Origin of the sequence: Pedobacter hiemivivus (assembly GCF_004331685.1) — a bacterium.
Lineage (GTDB): Bacteria > Bacteroidota > Bacteroidia > Sphingobacteriales > Sphingobacteriaceae > Pedobacter > Pedobacter hiemivivus.
In genome coordinates, this window is sequence record NZ_SJSM01000009.1 from 177,864 (window position 1) to 194,075 (window position 16,212).

Annotated in this window: 17 protein-coding genes and 2 tRNA genes; 13 read left to right on the forward strand and 6 right to left on the reverse strand. The window is 39.4% G+C overall.

Translation table 11 applies throughout. The features are described from left to right. Window positions 1-57: 57 nt before the first annotated feature. The gene (msrA, locus tag EZ444_RS15605; protein WP_131610081.1) at window positions 58-657 is read left to right on the forward strand and encodes a peptide-methionine (S)-S-oxide reductase MsrA; all 600 of its coding nucleotides are present in this window, start codon (window positions 58-60) and stop codon (window positions 655-657) included. A 71-nt stretch (window positions 658-728) separates the two neighbouring features. Continuing rightward, window positions 729-989: a 4a-hydroxytetrahydrobiopterin dehydratase gene (locus EZ444_RS15610; protein ID WP_131610082.1), complete on the forward strand. Its 261-nt coding sequence runs from the start codon at window positions 729-731 to the stop codon at window positions 987-989. Between the two features lie 20 nt (window positions 990-1,009). On the opposite strand, the gene EZ444_RS15615 is transcribed toward EZ444_RS15610, so the two are convergent. Together EZ444_RS15615 and EZ444_RS15620 are read right to left on the reverse strand one after the other, a co-directional pair. After that, window positions 1,010-2,296: an SGNH/GDSL hydrolase family protein gene (locus EZ444_RS15615; protein ID WP_131610083.1), complete on the reverse strand. Its 1,287-nt coding sequence runs from the start codon at window positions 2,294-2,296 to the stop codon at window positions 1,010-1,012. A gap of 18 nt (window positions 2,297-2,314) precedes the next feature. Beyond that, window positions 2,315-3,520: an OmpP1/FadL family transporter gene (locus tag EZ444_RS15620; RefSeq protein ID WP_131610084.1), complete on the reverse strand. Its 1,206-nt coding sequence runs from the start codon at window positions 3,518-3,520 to the stop codon at window positions 2,315-2,317. A gap of 262 nt (window positions 3,521-3,782) precedes the next feature. Here EZ444_RS15620 and EZ444_RS15625 point away from each other — a divergent pair, with 262 nt between their 5' ends. Together EZ444_RS15625 and EZ444_RS15630 are read left to right on the forward strand one after the other, a co-directional pair. Further along, window positions 3,783-4,415, forward strand: a complete 633-nt coding sequence (locus EZ444_RS15625; RefSeq protein WP_131610085.1) for an NAD(P)H-dependent oxidoreductase — start codon at window positions 3,783-3,785, stop codon at window positions 4,413-4,415. Between the two features lie 173 nt (window positions 4,416-4,588). Further along, window positions 4,589-7,315, forward strand: a complete 2,727-nt coding sequence (locus EZ444_RS15630) for a carboxypeptidase-like regulatory domain-containing protein (RefSeq protein WP_131610086.1) — start codon at window positions 4,589-4,591, stop codon at window positions 7,313-7,315. Between the two features lie 169 nt (window positions 7,316-7,484). Here EZ444_RS15630 and EZ444_RS15635 read toward each other — a convergent pair whose 3' ends face one another. Continuing rightward, window positions 7,485-9,023, reverse strand: coding sequence for a PspC domain-containing protein (locus EZ444_RS15635; protein ID WP_131610087.1), 1,539 nt, complete (start codon window positions 9,021-9,023; stop codon window positions 7,485-7,487). Then, window positions 9,020-9,388 (reverse strand): PadR family transcriptional regulator, encoded by a 369-nt coding sequence (locus EZ444_RS15640; RefSeq protein WP_131610088.1) that lies wholly within the window; start codon window positions 9,386-9,388, stop codon window positions 9,020-9,022. Before EZ444_RS15640 ends, EZ444_RS15635 begins: the two co-directional genes overlap by 4 nt. Before the next feature lie 259 nt (window positions 9,389-9,647). Here EZ444_RS15640 and EZ444_RS27240 point away from each other — a divergent pair, with 259 nt between their 5' ends. Then, window positions 9,648-9,806 (forward strand): hypothetical protein, encoded by a 159-nt coding sequence (locus tag EZ444_RS27240; protein ID WP_165503628.1) that lies wholly within the window; start codon window positions 9,648-9,650, stop codon window positions 9,804-9,806. A gap of 10 nt (window positions 9,807-9,816) precedes the next feature. On the opposite strand, the gene EZ444_RS15645 is transcribed toward EZ444_RS27240, so the two are convergent. Next, entirely contained in the window at window positions 9,817-10,959 is a 1,143-nt protein-coding gene (locus EZ444_RS15645; protein WP_131610089.1) for a putative sensor domain DACNV-containing protein, read from the reverse strand. A 121-nt stretch (window positions 10,960-11,080) separates the two neighbouring features. On the opposite strand from EZ444_RS15645, the gene EZ444_RS15650 reads away from it, so the two are divergent. Genes EZ444_RS15650 through EZ444_RS15660 form a run of 3 tightly spaced genes read left to right on the forward strand, consistent with a single transcriptional unit; the run spans window position 11,081 to window position 13,386 of the window. Further along, complete coding sequence (locus EZ444_RS15650; protein ID WP_131610090.1) at window positions 11,081-11,743, forward strand: metal-dependent transcriptional regulator; 663 nt, start codon at window positions 11,081-11,083, stop codon at window positions 11,741-11,743. A gap of 44 nt (window positions 11,744-11,787) precedes the next feature. Further along, window positions 11,788-13,074: a DUF2130 domain-containing protein gene (locus EZ444_RS15655; protein WP_165503629.1), complete on the forward strand. Its 1,287-nt coding sequence runs from the start codon at window positions 11,788-11,790 to the stop codon at window positions 13,072-13,074. Window positions 13,075-13,080: 6 nt separating this feature from the next. Next, window positions 13,081-13,386 carry a hypothetical protein gene (locus EZ444_RS15660; RefSeq protein ID WP_131610091.1) on the forward strand — a complete coding sequence of 102 codons (306 nt, stop codon included), beginning with the start codon at window positions 13,081-13,083 and terminating at the stop codon, window positions 13,384-13,386. Here EZ444_RS15660 and rlmF read toward each other — a convergent pair. Continuing rightward, window positions 13,383-14,315, reverse strand: a complete 933-nt coding sequence (rlmF, locus tag EZ444_RS15665; RefSeq protein ID WP_205945279.1) for a 23S rRNA (adenine(1618)-N(6))-methyltransferase RlmF — start codon at window positions 14,313-14,315, stop codon at window positions 13,383-13,385. The two genes, EZ444_RS15660 and rlmF, sit on opposite strands and share 4 nt — an antisense overlap. A 107-nt stretch (window positions 14,316-14,422) precedes the next feature. Between rlmF and EZ444_RS15670 the strand changes: the two genes are divergently transcribed. From EZ444_RS15670 to EZ444_RS27420, 5 genes are all read left to right on the forward strand, one after another. After that, window positions 14,423-14,782, forward strand: coding sequence for a diacylglycerol kinase family protein (locus tag EZ444_RS15670; protein WP_131610093.1), 360 nt, complete (start codon window positions 14,423-14,425; stop codon window positions 14,780-14,782). Next, the gene (gene recO / locus EZ444_RS15675) at window positions 14,772-15,497 is read left to right on the forward strand and encodes a DNA repair protein RecO (RefSeq protein ID WP_131610094.1); all 726 of its coding nucleotides are present in this window, start codon (window positions 14,772-14,774) and stop codon (window positions 15,495-15,497) included. The genes EZ444_RS15670 and recO overlap by 11 nt, the downstream gene beginning before the upstream one ends. Before the next feature lie 128 nt (window positions 15,498-15,625). Continuing rightward, a tRNA-Val gene (locus EZ444_RS15680) sits at window positions 15,626-15,703 on the forward strand. A gap of 44 nt (window positions 15,704-15,747) precedes the next feature. Further along, a tRNA-Val gene (locus EZ444_RS15685) sits at window positions 15,748-15,822 on the forward strand. Between the two features lie 163 nt (window positions 15,823-15,985). Continuing rightward, on the forward strand, window positions 15,986-16,212 hold a 227-nt coding region (locus tag EZ444_RS27420), incomplete at its 3' end, for an ISAon1 family transposase N-terminal region protein (protein WP_455430283.1).

A 16,212-nucleotide genomic window follows, 5' to 3' on the forward strand; every position in this document is an offset into this window, starting at 1 on the left:
AGCCTGCCCGATACGTAACTTTATGAAAGAGATGATTCTCCTTTTATTTAAACAGCCATGAAGAATTTATCAATTATGATTATTGTTCTCTTATCAGCAATAGGTACAAATGCACAGTCTAAAAACCTACAGAAGGCAACTTTTGGAATGGGATGTTTCTGGTGTTCGGAAGCTTTATCCCAAAGACTTAGTGGCGTGATTAGTGTTCGATCAGGATATGAGGGGGGCAACATCGCCAATCCATCTTACGAAGAAGTTTGCACAGGAACCACCGGCCATGCTGAAGCGATAGAGGTTACTTATGATCCGCTCAAAATAAAATATGATGAGCTACTTGAGGTTTTTTGGAAAAGCCACGACCCAACCACGCTAAACCGTCAAGGTGCAGATATAGGCCCGCAATACCGTTCTGTTATATTTTATCATAATGATGAACAACGAAAAATTGCTGAAAGCTATAAAAAAGAGTTAAATGACACCAAGGTTTTTGCTAAGCCTATAGTTACCGAAATCAGGAAAGCTGCGCCATTTTATGTAGCAGAAAATTATCATCAGGATTATTTCAACAAAAATGGGAGCGAGCCTTATTGTCGCCTGGTAATTTTACCAAAGATGGAAAAGCTAGAGAAATTATTTAAAGCGAAGTTGAAGCATTAAAATAAAACTTATATATCACAACTTTGTTTCCTTATCGGATTGCAATCCCGCAGTCTGCCTAGTATACGATTATGGAAAAAATCTTGCAAAAACAATGGGAAGAAAAGGATAAAAAGCTCTATAAAGTTGTCATTTTTAAAGATTTCGAAGAAGCTTTCAGCTTTATGATTCGTGTAGCTTTTTTAGCAGAGAAACACAATCATCATCCTAAATGGACCAATGAATGGAATAAGGTAGAGATCTGGTTATCTACACATGATGCCGGAAATGTGGTTACAGAGAAAGACCGAAGCCTTGCAATGGAAATCGATAAGTTACTTGGTGTAGAATAAACTACACCAAGCAGAATCAATTAAGGGAATTTAACCCCTCTGTACTTACTAATATCTACGACAGGGATGCTTGAACCATACTTAGCATTGATCGCCGAAATAAAAGCATTTGCGGTTATTGCATAGCCCAGTGGAGTTAAGTGTATTCCATCCAATGAGAAAAGATTACCCTGGATAAATGCTCCACTAACCGGAATACCGTTTATATGCTTACCCGCAGCATATTCATTTAACAAAGTGTAACCATCCATAATGGCGATACCTTTTGCATTAGCTATGCTCTTAATCGTGTTGTTGTAGGAGTTGATATAATCATTTACAATAAGAACTTCCGCTTTATCCAATACATACTGACTCGCTACAGGATTGCGTGGATCTAAACCATAAGGTATACCTCCAGTTGGCACACCTATTAAATTAGCAGAACCTAATGGCAATGTAAACAGATCACCAACCGTAGCAGCTCTAGCTTGTCCCACACCTGGCTGAATATAAATGTCTTTTACACTGGCACCCGCAGGAGTAGCATTAACTGCCGCAAGAATTGTTTTTAAAGTAACTGTATTAAAAAATGCTGTTGAAGTTACCCCAGGAATAGTCCCTACTACACCCTTTGCCCCCGTTGAAGTCAATTTAGCGATTACGGCATTGTACTCTGTCGCGAACACCCCCTTATCGGTCGGCGGTGCACCTGCGGCACCGGCAGTAGCATAGGCTAAGATATCGTTGTTACCTAACCAATTGCTAAAAAACGTCCAGGGTTTAGCTGTTGCAAAATCCAAATACGTTGTTGGGTTAGTTCCATACTCACCTGGCAGTAAACGCTCATAAAGTCCATTCGCATTCGCGTATCCAGCTATTCTCGCATGAGCCAATTTAATATTAGGGACACCAAAATTGTTAATCTCTCCTGTGTACTTAGTATACAGCGTTACGCCCCCCTGTGATCCCCGAACGGCCGTGTTAGATGTTTCCGGGACAATAGTAGGCACACCATTAGTCAATGCAGTTAATTTAAGATACCCCGTTCCATTTGCTTTATCCGCAGGAAAGAAAGGTGTACTAAAACTACCACCGCCAACTGCCTTCATCTGCTCAGCGATCATCCCTGGGAAAGAATTTTGTTGTCCTTCCAGGGATAAGCCGCCGTCAGCAAAGCCCGCAGTAAGTGAATTCCCTAAGGCAATGTAACGTGTAAAATCTGCCGTTCCCTTACTTGGGGCAGGAACATCTATGGTCGGTTTGCAGGCCGCCAATCCAAGAATGGCTAATGCCAATGCACTTTTATAAAAATATGTAGAGTTCATGATGTTACTATTTGAAGATTAGAATTTATAAGATAATGCCACACCTGGGATATAGGCCACGGTTTTAAATGTGCCACTAAGCCCTGATTCGATATTGGTTTCGGTTCTTGACTTTAAGTTCTCGTACAAGAAAGAAAAATCAATACCAAACCTTTCTGATGGTTTTAAACCAATACCTGCGCTTAGCAGAATACGATTTGCATCAGGCACTTCTGGTGTAACATAGCCTTCCCCTACTGGAGATAATGCATATGCTGCACCTGCCCTAAGTGTTAAGAACGAAGAAGCTACATGCTGAATACCTGCTCTAAAAGTTGCCGCATCATGATAATTACGTGCTGATATTGTAGAATTACCGTTGTTATAATAAAAAGCAAGCTCTTTATAAGTATGCCACCATATCCAGTTCACATCAAGTGCAATGGTAGTTTTTTCTGAGGGATAAAAACCAAAACCAACAGTACTGGTAGCAGGTAGCGGCAAAGTTGCGTTAAATGAAGCTGGTAACAATGGCTGTACAGAAGAAGGTACGTTAGTGAAGATCGCATCTCCATTCTTTACTGTTGCTGACACCTGAGAACGGTGAGTAAGACCAACCGACACTCCTGAAATTGTTTTAATAAAGATACCAGCATTCCAACCAAAATCTTTTGCATCACCTTTGAGCTTCACAGTAGCCTGCTGCCCATTACTGGTATATGGAACTGACATTTGAAGATCTACCTTCCCTAAAGCATATACCAAACCTCCGCCAATACCAATTTCATCTGTGATCTTTAAACTCAAAGTTGGCTGGATATAAATTGCTTGCAAATCAAGAGCGGTTACAGTAAACTTTCCTGACCAATCCTCTTTCCAGTGCATTGCCCCACCAAAGGGAGTATAAACGCCAATCCCAAATCTCAAACGACTTTCTGGAGAACCAAAAATGGCATAAGCCGCCGCTGGAGTAGGCACTTTATTTTTATTATATTCTGTAATTGAAGAACCTGCTTGATTAAAGGCCGTTTTTAGCCAAATGCCATTTATCCCAGCTTGTACTCCATTATTTTTGAGAAAGGAAACTGCCCCGGGGTTAAAAAATACCGCAGCCTCATCTAGGGCGAGTCCGACACCAGCGCCGCCCATTGCGGTTTGTTTTTGTCCCTGGAGATTAACCTGAAATGATTGCGAGAATCCGAATACAGGAATAGCCAGGAAAAAACTTAGTAAAATCTTGTTCATTGGTACTTAATTTAGGTGGATGATTGATTAGTTCTTTTTATCAAAAATTTAATGTTTTAACTTATAACAAGCTTTAATAAGTATAAGTTTTAGCTAATATATAACTATGCATGCATAATAAAAAGAACATTTTTCATTTAAAAGTCAAAACCGCATGAAGATTATTCAGGGAAAGAATAACATGCGTACATTTGCTAACACTGTTATTATTTCCTAAAAATAGACAGCATTTTGATTGAAAAATTGATTTAACTATTAGAATATGAGCTTAATAGAAGCATTAAACTGGCGTTATGCCACAAAGAAAATGAATGGCGAGAAAGTTTCTCAAGACAAAGTTGATCAGATTCTTGCCGCAGCACGTCTTGCGCCTACATCATCTGGTTTACAGCCATTTAGAATCATTGTGGTAACCAACCCTGAACTAAAAGAAAAAATTAAAGCTGTAGCTTATGGCCAACAGCAAATTACCGATGCATCACATGTATTGATCTTTGCTGCATGGGATAATTATACTGAAGAACGCATTAGATCCGTATTTACTTACACCAACAATGAAAGAGGTGTACCGGATTCTGCGACAGCTGATTATGTAAACACGCTAATCGGACTATATACAAACAGAACAACTGAAGAGAATTTCCACCATGCTGCTAAACAAGCTTACATCGGTTTCGGTGTAGCCCTGGCAGAAGCTGCACTATTAAAAGTGGATGCTACTCCAATGGAAGGTTTTGAATCTGCAAAACTTGATGAGTTATTAGGTTTAAACGCTCAAGGTTTACGCAGTACAACTATCCTACCTCTTGGCTACAGGGACGAAGCTGGCGATTGGTTGGTAAACTTGAAAAAAGTTAGGACTCCTTTGGAGAACTTTGTAACTGAAATTAAGTAAAAAACACGATTCATAAGAAACCGCTTCATAATCCGTTTATGAAGCGGTTTTTTTTATTCTTAATTTCCCCATCCCCTTTCAACTGTCAAAAAGTGTTAAAGATGCAAGCTAGTTAACCTATTCATTTCATAAATGAATATATTAGCAATATTAATTGTATACAACCATTTTTGATGAGATTTATAAAATTTGCAATTGCCCTTATAATACTTTCAACAAGCTTGCAGCTTTCAGCCCTTGCACAGCAAGACAGTATCGTTTTAGACAACATTTTAAAAAAGACTAAAAAGGTAAACGACGAGCGCCCGATAGAAAAGGTGTACCTCCATTTCGACAAGCCATATTATAGCGTTGCCGACACGATGTGGTTTAAAGCTTATTTAACAATGGAACAAAATCTTCCATCCCTGTTAAGTAAAATAGTATACGTTGATCTCATGAATAGCAAAGATTCGTTGATACAAACCATAAAGCTTCCTGTTGTTGGTGGTGTAGCGGCGGGATATGTCCCACTCAGTCCCGGTACTTATCAACAAGGCAATTACTACGTTAAAGCCTACACCATATGGATGCTAAACTTTAGCGATGACTATTTCTTCAGCAAAACGATCCCTATCGGAGAAGCTATTGAGAAACAGGTAAACACCCTACTCAGCTACAAAACCACTGAAACCGATAAGACTCAGGTTATTGATGCCGTTATACAATTTAAAAATCGAGACAACGCAATTCAAGCCAATAAAACAGTTAACTGGAGGGTTTTATCAAATTACGACGTGGTAGCCAAGGGTAAGGGAACCACGGATCAGAATGGTTTCTTAAGGATAAAAATAGATCCCCGAAAAAGTGATAAGATTAAAAATGGTGAACTGATTACAGACATTAACATTACTGAAAAGGAAATCGTTACCTCCACTTTCAAACTTAAACCAACCACACCTGCAGCTAATGATGTTCAGTTTTTCCCTGAAGGTGGCGAGCTAATTGCTGGAATTGCTTCCCGAATTGGCTTTAAAGCTATAAATGGAAATGGTGCCGGTATTGACTTAAAGGGTTCGGTAGTTGACAACAGCGGGACAAAACTTACCGATTTTAGCTCTAGTCATTTAGGTATGGGTGCTTTTTACATGAATGCTGAAGCTGGAAAAACTTACAAGGCCAACCTCACTTTTAATGATGGCACAACAAAAAGTTTCGACCTGCCAAAAATACTTGAATCAGGAATAGTAGCTCAGGTTAACAATACGGATTCGCTGTTATTTAACTTAAAAATAGTGGCCAATGATGCTTATTTTGAAGCCAACAAGAACAAAAACTTGTTTATCGTAGCCACCAATGGGACGATGGTCTATTATGCTGCTAAAACAAAACTAAATAATCAGGTAACTGCTGCTAAAATCCCTAAAGATAAATTCCCGGCAGGCATTGTTCAAATTACGCTATTCTCCGAAACTGGCGAGCCGGTAAGTGAAAGGCTTGCCTTTAACTATCAGCCAAACGCAATAAAGCTTTCCTTAAAAACTGATCTTGCGACATACAAACCCCGACAAAAAGTTAAGTTGGCTGTAACTGCGAAGAATGCTGCTCAATTTGCAGATGGGAATTTCTCCATAGCGGTTACAGATGAGCAAAAAGTGCCAGTTGATGAAAATTCGGAGATCACTATTTTAAGTTCACTACTGCTTACCTCGGACTTAAAGGGTTATATAGAAAAGCCCAATTATTATTTTAATAAAACCAGCGCCAAAAAATTAGCAGATCTAGATGTGTTGATGCTGACACAAGGTTTTCGCCGATATGCTTACAAAGAGATCCTTGCAGGCAAATTTCCACCGGTTACCTTTTTGCCAGAACAGAGTATGGCATTAACTGGTACCTTAAGGGACCGCACAGGTATGCCCGTAAGAAAAGGAAATTTAAGATTAACTGTACCCGGGACAAGAATTGGTGTAGAAACTATCACCAGTCCATCTGGTATCTTTGCTTTTCAAAACCTCAATTTTCCCGATTCCTCAGAAGTGGTGATCAGTGCAAAATATAATCCAAATGGAAATAATCTAATGGTTTTACTGGATGGACAACCTTCACCACAGCTTAGCAAGAATCCATATCCTGCACAAGAGGTAACCAATATTGACAGCACTTTATCTGCATACCTGAACAACAGTAAAAGACAATACAGCTATTTACGTCAGCTTAAGGAAGTAAAAATTGAAGGTGCTAAAGCGAAAAGACCAAGTCATTCTGATTATCCTGCCCTTTCGGGTTTAAGCTCTATTTCGGGTACTGTAATAGAAGGCGACCGCTTTAATGGTTGTAACATGTTAACGATGTGTCTGCAGACTATGGCTACAGGCCTTATTTTTTACGAAAACAACTTTTACGTAAACAGAGATTACCAGCAAGGCAGTCGCGTACCTGTGCAGATTTTCCTAAATGGCATGCCAATAGATTATTTTGGACTTGCCAGCGTACAATCGTCTGAAGTGGAAAACGTAGAGGTATTTACTAAAGATGAATTGGGTACAGTAAACAGAATGTACAATACCAATGGTGTATTGGTTATCAATACCAAGAAAATTCCTAAAGGCACAAAAATGAGTATGGAAGAATTTAAAAAGTTAATTCCTGACCCAAGTGTACTTAAAATTAAACCTAAAGGCTATAGTAAACAACGCGAATTTTACGCACCTAAATATGTGAATGCCGCAGCAACTTATAATTTTAATGATTTACGCAGTACGATCTACTGGAATCCTAAAGTGATTACAACTGCTGAAGGTGGATTATCATTAGAATATTACAATGCAGACGGCAAGGGCACTTATAAGGCTGTTATTGAAGGCGTAGACAAAAATGGAAACATTGGTCGATTCGTTTACCGCTATACGGTCAAATAAGCACAGCTACATTACAGCATTACAAAAAAAGAGCCTGCATTGTAAATGCAGGCTCTTTTTTTGTACGTTCGTCATTCTGAATTTATTTCAGAATCTCCCACTCGCTATTAAAAACACATACTAAAGAGTGATTCTGAAATAAATTCAGAATGACGAACGCTTTATCATATTAATCTTCTTTTTTCACTTTCTCAAACTTACATTTAACACCCGTATCTGTCATGATCCATGAGCTATACTCCGCCCCTTCCTCATGCTCACAATCCCAATAACCATACCCCCTAAGGTATCGGTAAAACTCATTGCTAACCTGAACCTCTGTTCCCACTGGAATACTTAAAGTAAGTTCTACCTCTTGTCCACGCCAGTTGCTCATCTTTGGTATATGTAAAACCGGACTAAAACTTAAAGTTGCCCCCTCCTGTAAAAAATCGTAGTGGATATTCTGAGCATTTTTTAAAGCTACTTCAAAAGTTTTGCCTCTTGACTTAAAGTTCGTACTTAAAGAAACTTTACCATCGGTACTTTTCTCAATTCTAAAGCTGATGCTCCTCGGGTTGTTAAAATTATCATCCCGGTTATTCAATATTTTTCGGCCTTTATAGCGTGCAGGATCTATTCGGTAGTTCAAGCTATCCTCCCTAGTGAAAAACCGCTCCATATTTATGTTTAACGAATAAACTGGATAAGTCTTTAATGGCGTTGTTTGTGCAAATTCAGCGCCCTCCTTAAATTCGGTAGAAACCTTTGCTATGTAATATATTCCTGTTACTACACCACCCAGCCAAATCACCAACAGTCCGTAGGATAGTACCTTATTAATCGGCCGTCCGTTAAACCCAACCCGTATTGAAAACAAGATCAGCGCCAATAACGGAATAATCAACACGATAAACGCGGCAATTGTCATTGGAAACAAGTATTCCTCGTTAACCATGCTAATCGGGAAATAGTTGTGTACATCCGAGTTCCAAAAACCTAAGAAAGCGGCAAGTGCAACAATTGTCCCCAATAAAAAGAACGATGCGAAAACAACTATCGACCCCACAATAATTTTAAAGATCACCTTTCCTGTACCTTGTAAAAATTCGCCAATTGCTTGAATAAGACCCGCAATGAAACCGCGTGACTGTTCTGCAAATGGATGCAGATAACTATTTGCAAAGCCTTTTAAGTTAGTCTCCTCTCCACGCATTTCCATTTTCTCTATTCTGGTTTTTGCTTTAGGTACCATGATCCAGAAAATCATATAAACCAACAGCCCTGATCCAAATATAAAAGTGGTAAGGAATGTGAATAATCTTACCCACTTAGCATCTATATCGAGATAATGCCCCAAACCGGCACAAACACCTGCAACCATAGCTTGATCAGTATCCCTGTACAATTTTTTGATCGAATTATACTCAGGAGTTGGAATCTGTTCTTCTGCTGATTCTTCAGAGGTTTCAAAATCCTTCACAGAGCCCATCTGTTGAATAACAGACTGAACATCTTCCACATTAACCACTTGTTTTTGTTGAGCAAACAACTTTTCTGCGAACATTTCTGCGATCCTGTTCTCAATATCTGTTACAATTTCAAAGTCATCTGCATTTTTTGAAAAATGTTGCTTCACCTCATTTAAATAAACGGTGAGTATTTCGTAAGCATCCTCTTCAATGTGAATGATTGAGTTGCCGATATTTATGTTGTGTGTCTTCTTCATGATTCGGTTTGTTTAGTTGATTCTTTTGATTCCTGATCCGCTACTTTTTTGGAAGTATTAATGGCGTAAGACAATTCCTGCCAAGTCGTATCCAGCTGGTTTAAAATCGCTTTTCCATCTTCAGTAAGCATGTAATACTTACGTGGAGGCCCCGAAGTAGACTCCTGCCAGTTATAGCTCAACAAACCGTTGTTCTTTAAGCGGGTAAGTAAAGGGTAGAGCGTCCCCTCAACCACAAGGAGTTTAGCCTGTTTTAATTCCGCGATAATATCCGAAGCATAGATCTCGCCCCTTGATATAATAAGCAGCACACAGTATTCCAGTATGCCCTTTCGCATTTGTGTTTGCGTATTTTCTGCTATCATATTACAAAGTTATATGTTTTATATAGTAATATGCAATACATAGTACTATAAAAAGAACAAAAATATATTTATAAGTCTGATTATCAATACAATAATTTACAATTGCTTTACAGATTAATAGAGAAATTTTACAGATTAGGAGAGGAACTTTTACAAAAAAGAAGAAAAAACGAAAATTATTAACAATTCAACATTTTTCAATTTTTGTGGCGCAGAGTTTGCAAATGACTAAGCAGATCCATCAAAATAATAGCTACCTATGTTAATTAAATTGAATTCCATTCTTCACATTTTTGCCAGGCAAAAGGAAGAAAAAGCAGAACGCCCTTTAACCAGAAAAGAATGGATCAATGCGGATCGTATTGTTATGCTCGTACTGATTCTAAGCGTCATCATTGGCGCCATTATTTTCTCTTAAAGCTTATAATTTAAAGTAGTAAGGTATCTATTCGATGTGCCTGAACCCGATTTTGCAGCGACGACCAAGTATAGATGGTAAAATGTCCATCTTGCGAGGCCACCAGCGCAGTAGCATCTCTCTGGTCATGAACAAACTGAGCGGCAGATAGATGTCTGGTCCCACCTACTTTTGCAGGATGCATCACTACTGCAGAGCCCCCGTGAATGGGTTCTGAAAAAGATAGTTCATCAATATTCTCTTTACCCTTTGCCCTACCTATCTTGGCTCCGAAAGCCAACAATTCATATTCGTTGCTGATCACAGTTGCACCATCCACAGCCGTTAAGCCAGCAAGATGCTCAACTTCCCGCTTTAATGCAGTTTGCCAAAAAATCTGACTTGCTTCTTTTCTGTCCTGTTGCAACAATTTAGATAAACCGGTAAAAGAAGGCTGAACCCCATACTGAATGGGCTTTATAATAGATTGAAGCCAGTTCTTCGTATCATTTGGCACAACCAGTAAGGTTCCACCACGGCCGTGCCCCCGCATAGAGACTGCCAACTGAATTAATACATTCACAGAATCATTCCAATAAGATGGTGCTGTGAGATCTAGTAGGGACATGAGCATTGGCGGACAGTCTGGTAAATTGGTGTGATTACCATCTACCATTTTTACCTGATCGCCCTTAAGTACAGCTATATTGGTAAACTTCCCGAAGCCGTAAATCCTGCGATGTTTAATCACCAGCAATGCCGGCTCGGAAACATCCAGTACAAAACAAAAATTAGGAATACTTACCGTAGTTCCCCATACATACAATTCGCCCTCTTCTATCCAAATCCCAAGATGTATTCCTGCTCGCTCTACTCCTGGCGCAATTTTGGTTAGTGTGCTGGGATTTAAAGGTAATCGCTGTTTAAATAACAGCGGATTACCCGCTTGTTCAGGCGGTAAAAAGGCCAGGGATATTTTTGGAGAGTGCCCCTCTTCTTTGCGCAAACTTGCCCAAAAGGTGGCGTCAATAATTGCCTCAACAACATTTGCCGTAGGTAACGGTGCAAGGTCTTCTTCACCGCTCTCGGTAGCAGCAGCAAGGTGCTGCGCAAAAATAGCCTCCACTTTTGGAGCGATAATTCTGGCTGCCTGATACGTAGTGCGGTAAATCATGCCATAAAGTTAATTGATTTACAGCAAAGAACCACATCATTTAATTGTCAATCTAATGCTCATTCACCTGCTATTTTTTGAAGCCGAAACATATTAAAAACTATTTATCTAAGTTTGTAGGATGCTATCTTATACAGAAGAAAACTATTTAAAAGCACTATTGATGCTCAGCTTCCAGAATGAGGAGAAGCCGGAAGTGGGCACAAATGATATGGCAGCTTATTTAGGTGTGAAGCCCGCTACTGCCACAGATATGCTTAAAAAGCTGAAAGAGAAGGAGCTGGTTCTTTATGAAAAGTATGGTAAAATTCTACTCTCGGACTTAGGCAGAAAAAAAGCCACTGCCATATTGAGAAAACACAGACTATGGGAAACCTTTTTATATAAAAAACTTGATTTTAGCTGGGATGAGGTACACGAGGTGGCGGAACAACTCGAACATATTCAATCAGAAAAATTAGTCAACAAACTAGAAGAATATCTCGACTTTCCTGAATTTGATCCACATGGAGACCCAATTCCAAAAGCCAACGGCGATATCCCCTCTATTGATAAGACCTTGCTATCGGCAGTAACAATTGGCGAAGCCTGCAAGGTGGTTGCGGTTAAGGATACTTCCGCTTTATTTCTTCAATATCTTGAAAAACTTAAGATCACCATCGGCACCAAGATCAAAGTCACAGAAGTTATAGATTTTGATGGCTCTTTAAATATTCAAATAGAAAACGCAGCAACCCGGAGCGTCTCTATGAAGTTTGCAGATAGCCTTTTTGTAAAGAGATAATAGTAAATTTGTCTAGCCAATTAAACTCCAACAACACACAATCTATGTCTACTGAAATAAAATGCCCCAACTGTGCACACACTTTTCCCATCGAAGAAGTAATGGCTGAGGAGTATAAAAAAGACCTTCGTGAAAAAATGGTCTCTTTTACCAAGCAAAAGGATGAAGAGTATAATAAAAAGCTTACTGAATTTGCACAACAGCAGAAGCAGCAGGAACAAACTTTTGAACTTCAACAGAAAGAGCAAGCCAAAGCTTTTGAACTAAAGCTCGAAGAAGAGAAAAAGCAATTGCAAGGTGTGTTGGAGGAAAACCTACGCAAAAGCATTTCTTCTGATTTTGAGAATAAGCTGCAAATGCTAGACAATGCACATAAAGAAAGTGAAGAGAAACTGAAATTGGCACGTTCTAAAGAACTGGACTTTATGAAAAAGGAACAGGCCATGAAGGACAAGGAAGCAGAGCTGGAACTTGAAATTCAACGTAAGCTACAGGAGCAGCGCGCAGAGATGACAGAACAAATCCGTAAGCAGGAAGCTGAAAAAACGAACTTAAAAGACACAGAACATCAGCTAAGGGTAAAAGAATTAGAGAAACAACTGGACGACCAAAAGAAGCTGGCAGAAGAAATGAAGCGCAAAGCTGAACAAGGTTCTATGCAGCTGCAGGGCGAAGTTCAGGAACTGATTCTAGAAGAATTATTGCGAAATGCTTTCCCTTTTGACCTGGTTAGCGAAGTTGGAAAAGGAGTACGTGGAGCGGACTGTGTACACCATATCAGAAACCAATTTGGTCAGGATTGTGGTAAAATCATATATGAGAGCAAGCGCACTAAGGATTTCTCTATGGAATGGATAGAGAAGCTGAAAAAAGACATGCGCAGTATGGGTGTTGATGTGGCTGTAATTGTAACCCAGGCGTATCCAAAAGGAATGGACTGTTTTGGAGAAAAAGATGGGGTATGGATCTGTTCATTTGAAGAGGTAAGAGCTGTTTCGTATATACTTAGAGACGGTATCGTGAAACTATTCAGTGCTGCCAAATCACAAGAAAACCGTGGCGATAAAATGCATATGCTATACGATTACCTAACCAGCACTGAGTTTTCGGAACAATGGAAAGCCATTAGGGAAGGGTTTATGAGCATGAAATTATCCATACAACGCGAGCGTGATGCCATGGAAAAATTATGGAAGGCCAGAGAAAAACAACTGGAAAAAGTAATGCTCAATGCCACACACATCCGCGGATCTATTGAAGGTATCGCCGGTACTGATAGTATCCAGTTAAGCCTTACAGATGACGATGATGAACCACTATTACTGGAATAATCAAAAATGATCTACGCTAAAAAGAAAATACAGAACAATGCAAACCTTGCCGCGCAAACCGCAAAGATCATTGCCAATGTAACCGAATTGGAGCAAAAGAATTTAGTAAAGATTGAAGGTAATGATGTTTTTCTTTATCCAGAAATATGGAAAGACAAAGCAACAGCCTTAAACTGGATAAAATGCCTGCATTTATACTGTATGGTAAAAAAGCGGTTTAAAGAAAGTGACACCCTTAATTTTAAGCACTATGTTAGCGGAGAACTGATTGGCTCCTTTAAAAACAAAAAAGCAAGTGTAGGCGTCTTTTAACGATGCCATTTTTCTTTCTCGGCGGCATTCAGATAAGTCCAGGCTACAAAGCGACTGATCTTCTGGCCCTGTGCCATTTCAATAGTTCTAACTTCTAATGCGCCAGCACTTTCCAACGCTCTATAAATAAAGGACAAATTACTGCCTTTTGAAACCAAGCTAGAGAACCACAAGCATTGATCGGCTATATCTGCGCTTTCATTAATCATGTTTCTGATGAAGGAAACCTCACCTCCTTCGCACCAAAGCTCCGTATGTTGTCCCCCAAAATTCAACACACCAGTACTCGCCTTTCCTTTACCAAGATTGCGAACTTTCTTATTTGAGCCCGCAGCTGCTTCAGCAGCCGAAGCATGGAATGGCGGATTGCACATTGTAAAATCAAATAACTCTCCCGGTTTAACAATTCCCTTAAAAATATGCGCTTTATGCGGTTGATGTTTCAAGGTAATGCCATCCGATAAGGGCTTATTTACCGCTACAATGCTTTTTGCAGCCTTAATGGCTAAGGAATCAATATCCGACCCCACAAAACTCCATCCGTACTCCTGTCGCCCTATAATCGGGTAAATACAATTCGCACCCACTCCTACGTCCAATCCCTTCACTGTTCTCCCTGTCGGTACCACGCCACCATTGTTTTCCGCAAGCAGATCGGCCATATAATGGATATAATCAGCCCTACCTGGTATTGGCGGACATAAATAGTTTTCCGGTATATCCCAATTGTCAATCCCGTAAAAATGTTTCAGCAAGGCTTTATTTAGCATTTTCACAGCAATAGGATTAGAAAAATCAATGGATTGGTCTCCATAAGCATTTTTCGCAACAAAGGCTGCTAAATCAGGCAAGCTTTTAATCAGTTCAGGAAAATCGTACCTGGAACGGTGTTTATTTCGGAGATGAAGGATATTTTTTTCTGTAGACATTCGTTGATAAAACTTAGCCAAAGGTAAAGGTTTTAAGGAAACCTTGGATATGTAAGAAAGCATGAGTTACTTTGTAACGTTTTGTATTTGCAAGCAATTGAGACAATATGGGTAAGTTTATAAGAGGTTTTGGCTATGCATTTTCCGGATTGGGCTATGCTTTTAAAAGCCAGCTCAACTTTAAAGTACACCTATTAACTGCTATATTGGTAAGTATTGCGGGCTGCTGGTTTAAATTATCTATTGCCGAATGGCTTTGGATCATTGCTGCCATTGGAATGGTATTGATGGCAGAGCTACTAAACACGGCAATAGAAATTCTGGTCGACCTGGTTTCTCCTGAAATACACCCAAAAGCTAAGATCATTAAAGATGTTGCTGCTGCAGCCGTACTTGTAACCGCAATTACTGCAGCCATTATAGGCCTGATCATCTTTATCCCTAAAATACTCAATTATGCTTCATAAAACCCGAGGCATTGTTTTAAAAACAACGCTGTACAGTGAAAGCAGTGTTATCGTACAAATGTTTACAGAAAAATTCGGTATTCAATCTTATATGATCAACGGCGTAAAAAAGCCGAAGGCAAAAATAAGAATGAATATGTTACAACCGCTGCATCTGGTAGATATGGTTGTTTATCATAAAACAAATACGACTATACAGCGTGTTTCGGAGCTTAGACCCTTTCCCATTTTTCGAAGTATCCCTTATGACATTGTTAAAAGCACCATCGTGCTTTTCCTTAATGAGGTTTTGTACAAAAGTATCAGACAGCAAACCACCGACGAACATTTATTTGATTTTATATATAGTGCCATCTGCTGGTTTGATGAAACTGAAGAAATAAATGTAAACTTTCACCTTGCTTTTTTGCTAAAACTTTCCCGTTTCCTAGGTTTTGCACCAAGCATGCAGACGAAAAGTGATCAAAGCTATTTCGATTTGCAGGAAGGAGAATTCAAATCTTCTATTCCTGTACACCCATATTTTCTGGATAAACATGACGCATCGATCTTCATTTCCTTATTTTCTTTGCCTTTTGAAAAAATAAATGAAATAAATATTGAGAATCAGACGCGGCGGTTGATTCTGGATAAAATATTGGTTTACTATACTTTACACACTGCTTCTTTTGGAGACATTCGATCTCACCAGGTGTTGGAAGATGTACTTTCATAAAAATTCGAATCTTTTTTTTGCAAAAATCATTTAAGGGTGTATATTTGCAATCCCAAATCGAAGGGATCTTCGGTTAAAATACAACGGCATTGCTCAGCTGGTTTAATAGACAAAAGAGCAGAACCAAAGGGAAATTAGCTCAGCTGGTTCAGAGCACCTCGTTTACACCGAGGGGGTCGGGGGTTCGAACCCCTCATTTCCCACCAAAACAGCAACTCAGCTGTTTCAAAACAAAAAGAGTAGAACCGAAGGGAAATTAGCTCAGCTGGTTCAGAGCACCTCGTTTACACCGAGGGGGTCGGGGGTTCGAACCCCTCATTTCCCACGAAAGCCGGATTAACATCCGGCTTTTTTTATGCCCTTTTTTTTCCTGTTTATTTCGTGTAGCCAAAAGTTGTGGAGCGGTATAGCATATCAGGGATCAATCCCAAAAGTTGTGGAGCAATCGATAAAATTATAGATTTGTATTTCTATACCGTTTTATATTTATGCCATCAGCTACTGCATCCTTGCTCAGATTATTTCTGCCAGATTTTATACTAGAGAATTTTGAATTCAAAGGGGTTATTGAGGATAGTGAAACCTTCCATATCGAACTCGAAGAATTGAATAATCCCCCCTCAGAATGGGATGGGATCAAAGTTTTGTCCAAAGGCTTTTTCCCTCAGATTGTAATTCAAGACTTTCCTATCCGTGGTCATAAAGTGTTTTTTCA